This is a genomic window from Noviherbaspirillum denitrificans (assembly GCF_002211445.1).
Lineage (GTDB): Bacteria > Pseudomonadota > Gammaproteobacteria > Burkholderiales > Burkholderiaceae_D > Noviherbaspirillum > Noviherbaspirillum denitrificans.
Window position 1 is genome coordinate 3,521,562 of sequence record NZ_LSTO01000001.1, and the last position, 5,531, is coordinate 3,527,092.

Here is a 5,531-nt window from a genome sequence, read left to right on the forward strand (position 1 = left end):
GCACCGGGATGATCAGCGTGAACACCAGCACATCCTTGAAGGCGCTCGCCCAGAAGGACGAGAACGACTCCAGCAGCCCCACCACCACCGCACCGGCGGCGGCGAGCGGATAGCTGCCCAGGCCGCCGATGATGGCCGCCACGAAACCTTTCAGGCCGATCAGGAAGCCGCTGTCGTAATAGACGGTGGTGAGCGGCGCGACCAGCATGCCCGACAGCGTGCCAACCAGGGCGGCGAAGAAGAAGGTCTGGCGGCCCGCGAGCGCCGGCGAAATGCCCATCAGGCGCGCGCCGTTGCGGTTGATCGCCGCCGCGCGCAGCGCCTTGCCGCCCAAGGTGCGTTCAAAGTACAGATAGAGTCCCGCAATCAGCACCAGCGACGCGGCGATCACCACCAGCGTATGGCCGCCGACCATCAGCGAGCCGACCGCGAACTGGTGGTCGCTGAATGCTGTGGTGCGCGAGCCTTCCGGGCCGAAGATCAGCAGGCCGAGGCCCACCATCAGCAGGTGCAGCGCCACCGACACGATCAGCAGGATCAGCACCGGCGCTTCCGCCACCGGCTGGAAGGCGACCCGGTAGATCATCGGCCCCATCGGCACGACGATGGCCAGCACCACCAGCGCCTTCAGTGCCAGCGGCAGCGCTTGCAGCGGCAAGGCACACAGCAGGCCGGCCAGCGCCAGCGGATAGGCCAGGTTCCACAGCGCCGACCTGGCAAGCGCGCGCCGCTGCGACACGGCATCGGCGGCAAAGGACAGCGCGCCGGCGCCGAGCAGCAGCCAGACCGTGCCCGGATAATGCCCGGCCTCGAGCGCCGCCATCGTCAGCGCGCCCCAGGCGAGGAACTCGCCCTGCGGAATGAAAATGATGCGCGTGACGGTGAACACCAGCACCAGCGCCAATGCCAGCAAGGCATAGATGGCGCCGTTGGTGATGCCATCCTGCGCGAGCAATGCAAAAATTTCGGCATCCATTGAAGGACTCCAGTGGGAACGCAGGGGGCTGCGTTCGGATCACAAATCGTTCTGTCGTTTCCGGGAGCGGGTGTCGAATAACGACATACGACACCCGCCATCAACCTCACGCGACCAGCTTACGCTCCCGCGCCATCGTCAGCGCGGCATCCTCGATCATGTCTTCCTGTCCGCCCACCATGCCGCGGCGGCCGAGTTCGACCAGGATTTCGCGGGCCGGAACGCCGTACTTCTGCTCGGCGCGGCGCGCGAACAGCAGGAAGGACGAGTACACGCCCGCATAGCCCAGCGTGAGCGAATCGCGGTCGACCCGGATCGGGTGGTCCATGATCGGCACCACGCGGTCTTCGGCCACGTCCTGGATCTTGTAGACATCGACGCCGGTCTCGATGCCCATACGCTTGCACACGGCGATGAAAACCTCCATCGGTGTGTTGCCCGCGCCCGCGCCGAGGCCGGCAGCAGCCGCATCGATGCGGTTGGCGCCCGCTTCCACGGCGGCGATGGAATTGGCCACGCCCATGGCGAGGTTGTGGTGGCCGTGGAAGCCGAGTTCGGTGTCCGGCTTCAGCGCGGCGCGGACGGCGGTGATGCGCGCCTTGACGTCGTGCGGCAGCATGTAGCCGGCGGAGTCGGTCACGTAGATGCAGTTGGCGCCGTAGCCTTCCATCAGCTTCGCCTGCGCCACGATCTGTTCCGGCGATGCCATGTGGCTCATCATCAGGAAGCCGACCGTGTCCATGTCGAGCTTGCGCGCCATGCTGATGTGCTGTTCGGAGACATCGGCCTCGGTGCAATGGGTGGCGACACGGATGGTGTGCACGCCGAGGTCGCGCGCCATCTTCAGGTGGTCGACGGTGCCGATGCCGGGCAGCAGCAGCGCCGATACCTTGGCCTGCTTCATCTTCGGGATCACCGCGCCGAGGTATTCCTCGTCGGTATGCGCCGGAAAGCCGTAGTTGACGGACGAGCCGCCGAGGCCGTCGCCGTGGGTGACTTCGATCAGCGGCACGCCGGCGTCGTCGAGGCCGGTGGCGATGTCGATCATTTGTTCCAGCGTCATCAGGTGGCGCTTGGGGTGCATGCCGTCACGCAGGGTCATGTCGTGGACGGTGACGCTCTTGCCTTTGAGATTCATCGTGTTCTCCTCGTGCTTCTCAAGCGCCGCAGCCGGCGGTCTTCGCCGTGCCGGACGTTTCGGTGGGGGACAGCGTGAGCCGGCCGGCCAGGATTTCTTCGGCGAACATCTCGGCGGTGCGCGCGCCGGCGGCGGTCATGATGTCGAGGTTGCCGGCATACGTCGGCAGGAAGTCGCCGAGGCCCTGCACTTCGAGGTACACCGACACGCGGTTGCCGTCGAATACCGGGCCGTTGACCAGGCGGTAGCCCGGCACGTACTTTTGCACTTCCTTGATCATGGCCTGGATGGAATCGGTGATCGCGGCCTTGTCGGGCTCGCCCTCGACCAGGCAGTGCACCGTGTCGCGCATGATGAGCGGCGGCTCGGCGGGATTGATGATGATGATCGCCTTGCCCTTCTCGGCGCCGCCGACCTTCTCCACCGCGCCGGCGGTGGTGCGGGTGAATTCATCGATGTTCTTGCGGGTGCCAGGGCCGGCGCTCTTGCTCGAGACGGTGGCGACGATCTCTCCGTACTTCACCTTCTGCACGCGCGAAATCGCATAGACCATGGGGATGGTGGCCTGGCCGCCGCAGGTGACCATGTTGACGTTCATCTCGTGCTTGCCGACGTGTTCCTTCAGGTTCACCGGCGGCACGCAATAGGGGCCGATCGCGGCCGGCGTCAGGTCGATCATCAGCACGCCCATGGCGTTGAGCTTGCGTGTGTTTTCCGCATGCACGTAGGCCGAGGTGGCATCGAAGGCGATCTGGATGCGGTCCGCATCGATATGCGGCAGCAATCCGTCGACGCCGGCGGCGGTGGTCTTGATACCCATCTCGGCGGCGCGCTTCAGGCCTTCCGATTCCGGGTCGATGCCGACCATCCACACCGGTTCCAGCACCGGGCTGCGCTTGAGTTTGTAGAGCAGGTCGGTGCCGATGTTGCCCGGTCCGATCAATGCGCATCTGATTTTCTTGGTCATGGAATTCCTCTCTGTACAGGGTCAGGCAAACAGGGTGCTGACGGCGCCCAGGCCTTCGATGGCGACATCGAAGCGGTCGCCGGCCTTGACCGTCACCATCGGGCCGAGCGCACCGGTGAGGACGATGTCGCCGGCCTGCAGCGGACGGCCGCAGCGGACCATCACGTCCGCCAGCCAGACGGCGGCATTGAGCGGGCTGCCGAGGCAGGCGCGGCCGTTGCCGCGCGATACCGTCTCTTCGCCGCGCTTCATTTCCATCGCGCAGGCAGCGATGTCGAAATCCGACAGCTTTACCGGACGCCCGCCGAGCACGAACAGCCCGCTCGACGCGTTGTCGGCGACGGTGTCGGCGAAGCGGATGTTCCAGTCCTCGATGCGGCTGTCGACGATCTCGATCGCCGGCAGCGCGAATTCGGTGGCGCGCAGGATGTCGGCGAAGGTATGGCGCTCGCAGTCCAGGTCGCGGCCGATCACGAGTGCGACTTCCGCTTCCACCTTCGGCTGGATGAGGCGCGACAGCGCTACCGGTTCGGCGTCGCCCACGGCCATGTCGGCGAACAGCATGCCGAAGTCGGGCTGGTCGACGCCGAGTTGTGCCTGCACCGCGCGCGAGGTGAGCCCGATCTTGCGGCCCGCCAGGCGGCGGCCCCTGGCCAGCCCGCTTCTGGTGTTGATTTCCTGGATCGCGTAGGCGCCTTCCATGTCCGCCTGGACGAGGCGCTCGCGCAGCGGGGCAATCGGCTTGCCGCTGGCGGCGGCGGACTGGAGCAGGGCCGCCGCGGCCTCGGCGTTGAGCAAGGGTGCGTTCATGATTACTTCACCAGTTTCCAGTTGTTGTTTTCCACCTTGATCATCACGATCGCGCTGGGGTCATAGCCGGCGTGGTCGCCGCTGCCCATGGTGTAGACGCCGTTGGTGCCGACCAGCTTGCTGGTCTTTTCGATGCTGTCGCGCAGGGCGTTGCGGAATTCCGCCGTGCCCGGCTTGGCCTTGCCCTTCAACGCGCCGTTGATCGCGTTCTGTACCAGCAGCCAGGCGTCCCAGGAGGCGCCGGCGAAGGTGGAACGGGAATCCGGGCCGTTCTTGCCTTCCAGGTCCTTGACGAAGGCGACGCCGGACTTCTTCGCCGGATGGCTGTCGGGCAGCTGTTCCGCCACCAGCACCGGGCCGACCGGGATCAGCGCGCCTTCGACGGCCTTGCCGCCCACGCGCAGGAATTCCTTGCTGGTCACGCCATGCGACTGGTAGATGCGGCCCTTGTAGCCGCGGTCGCGCAGGGTGATCTGCGGCATCGCGGCCGGTGTGCCGGAGGCACCGATGAACACCACGTCGGGCTTGGCGGATACGACCTTGAGCACCTGTGCCTGCACGCTTGGATCGGCGCGGCCGTAGCGCTCGGTGGCGACGATCTTCAGCTTGCCTTCGCTGGCCTTGGTCAGCGCCTTGAGCAGCAGCTCGCCCCAGGAATCGGAAAAGCCGATGAAGCCCACCGTCTTCGCGCCGCTGTCGACCATGTCGGCCACCACGCGCGCCACCATCAGGTCGGCGGACGGTTCGCTGCGGAAGATATAGCCGCGCTTGTCGCCGGACACGTCGAGCGGCGCGACCGACACCATCGGCGTCCTTTCCGCATTGGCGACATCGGCCATGGCGACCGCGGTGCTGATGAGGTTGGGGCCGATGATGGCGTCTACCTTGTCCTCGCTGATGAGCTTGCGCACGTTCTTGACCGCGTTGGTCGGGTCGGTGCCGTCATCCATCAGGATGTAGTTCACCTTCTCGCCGCCGACGGTGGCGGGGAACAGCGCGACCGCCTTCTTGGTCTCGGCGCCGAGCGCGGCGGCCGGGCCGGTGAGCGACGCGATGACGCCGATGTTGATGTCGGCCAGTGCCGGACCGGCGGCGAACAGCGACAGGAACAGCAGTTTGCGGATCTTCATGGCTTGTCTCCTAGATGGTGTTATTGCGGGAGGCGGCGGAAGCCGCCGTTCAGGTAGATCAGTGCTTCGCCGTCGTTGCGCTCGCGCGTGGCGAGCACTTCGCACAGGAAGGCGTGGTGGGTGCTCTCGTCGTACACCTTGACCACGCGGCAATCGAAATTGGTCAGCGCGCCGTCGAGGGCCGGGGCGCCGGTCGCCAGCGTGTTCCAGCGGCCGAAGCCGAAGCGGGTGTCGCCGTGCACGCCTTCGATCATGCCGGCGAAAGCCTTGGCGACATCCTCCTGCTCGCCCGCCAGCACGTTCACGCACAGCGCGCCGCTGTTGCGGATCACCTGGTCGGCGACCACGTTCTTGTTGACGAAGACCACCAGGCGCGGCGGATCGGCGGTGACCGAGCACACCGCGGTGGCGGTCAGGCCGGCGCGCATTGCGCCGTCGGAAGCGGCGATGATGGACACGCCGACGGCGACGTGGCGCATGCCGTTGCGGTGCTCGAGCGAGCTGACCGCC

The 5,531-nt window shown here is 66.4% G+C and carries 6 protein-coding genes; all 6 read right to left on the reverse strand.

Going from position 1 to position 5,531, the window contains the following annotated elements; translation table 11 throughout:
- Positions 1-976, reverse strand: a 976-nt coding sequence (locus AYR66_RS17000; protein WP_141104260.1) for a branched-chain amino acid ABC transporter permease, incomplete at its 3' end; no start/stop codon positions are given.
- Positions 977-1,082: 106 nt separating this feature from the next.
- Positions 1,083-2,114 carry a 4-hydroxy-2-oxovalerate aldolase gene (gene dmpG / locus AYR66_RS17005; RefSeq protein ID WP_088708492.1) on the reverse strand — a complete coding sequence of 344 codons (1,032 nt, stop codon included), beginning with the start codon at positions 2,112-2,114 and terminating at the stop codon, positions 1,083-1,085.
- Positions 2,115-2,133: 19 nt separating this feature from the next.
- On the reverse strand, positions 2,134-3,081 hold the full coding sequence (locus AYR66_RS17010) for an acetaldehyde dehydrogenase (acetylating) (protein ID WP_088708493.1): 948 nt from the start codon (positions 3,079-3,081) through the stop codon (positions 2,134-2,136).
- A 21-nt stretch (positions 3,082-3,102) separates the two neighbouring features.
- Complete coding sequence (mhpD, locus tag AYR66_RS17015; protein ID WP_088708494.1) at positions 3,103-3,891, reverse strand: 2-keto-4-pentenoate hydratase; 789 nt, start codon at positions 3,889-3,891, stop codon at positions 3,103-3,105.
- A 2-nt stretch (positions 3,892-3,893) separates the two neighbouring features.
- The gene (locus AYR66_RS17020; protein WP_088709871.1) at positions 3,894-5,021 is read right to left on the reverse strand and encodes an ABC transporter substrate-binding protein; all 1,128 of its coding nucleotides are present in this window, start codon (positions 5,019-5,021) and stop codon (positions 3,894-3,896) included.
- Positions 5,022-5,041: 20 nt separating this feature from the next.
- A partial coding sequence (locus AYR66_RS17025) for a flavin reductase (protein WP_088709872.1) occupies positions 5,042-5,531 on the reverse strand: 490 nt, incomplete at its 5' end.

What these genes read in the sequence shown, in the direction of transcription:
- dmpG (WP_088708492.1), bottom strand. Translation starts at nt 2,114, where the DNA reads ATGAATCTCAAAGGCAAGAGCGTCACCGTCCACGACATGACCCTGCGT.
- AYR66_RS17010 (WP_088708493.1), bottom strand. Translation starts at nt 3,081, where the DNA reads ATGACCAAGAAAATCAGATGCGCATTGATCGGACCGGGCAACATCGGC.
- mhpD (WP_088708494.1), bottom strand. Translation starts at nt 3,891, where the DNA reads ATGAACGCACCCTTGCTCAACGCCGAGGCCGCGGCGGCCCTGCTCCAG.
- AYR66_RS17020 (WP_088709871.1), bottom strand. Translation starts at nt 5,021, where the DNA reads ATGAAGATCCGCAAACTGCTGTTCCTGTCGCTGTTCGCCGCCGGTCCG.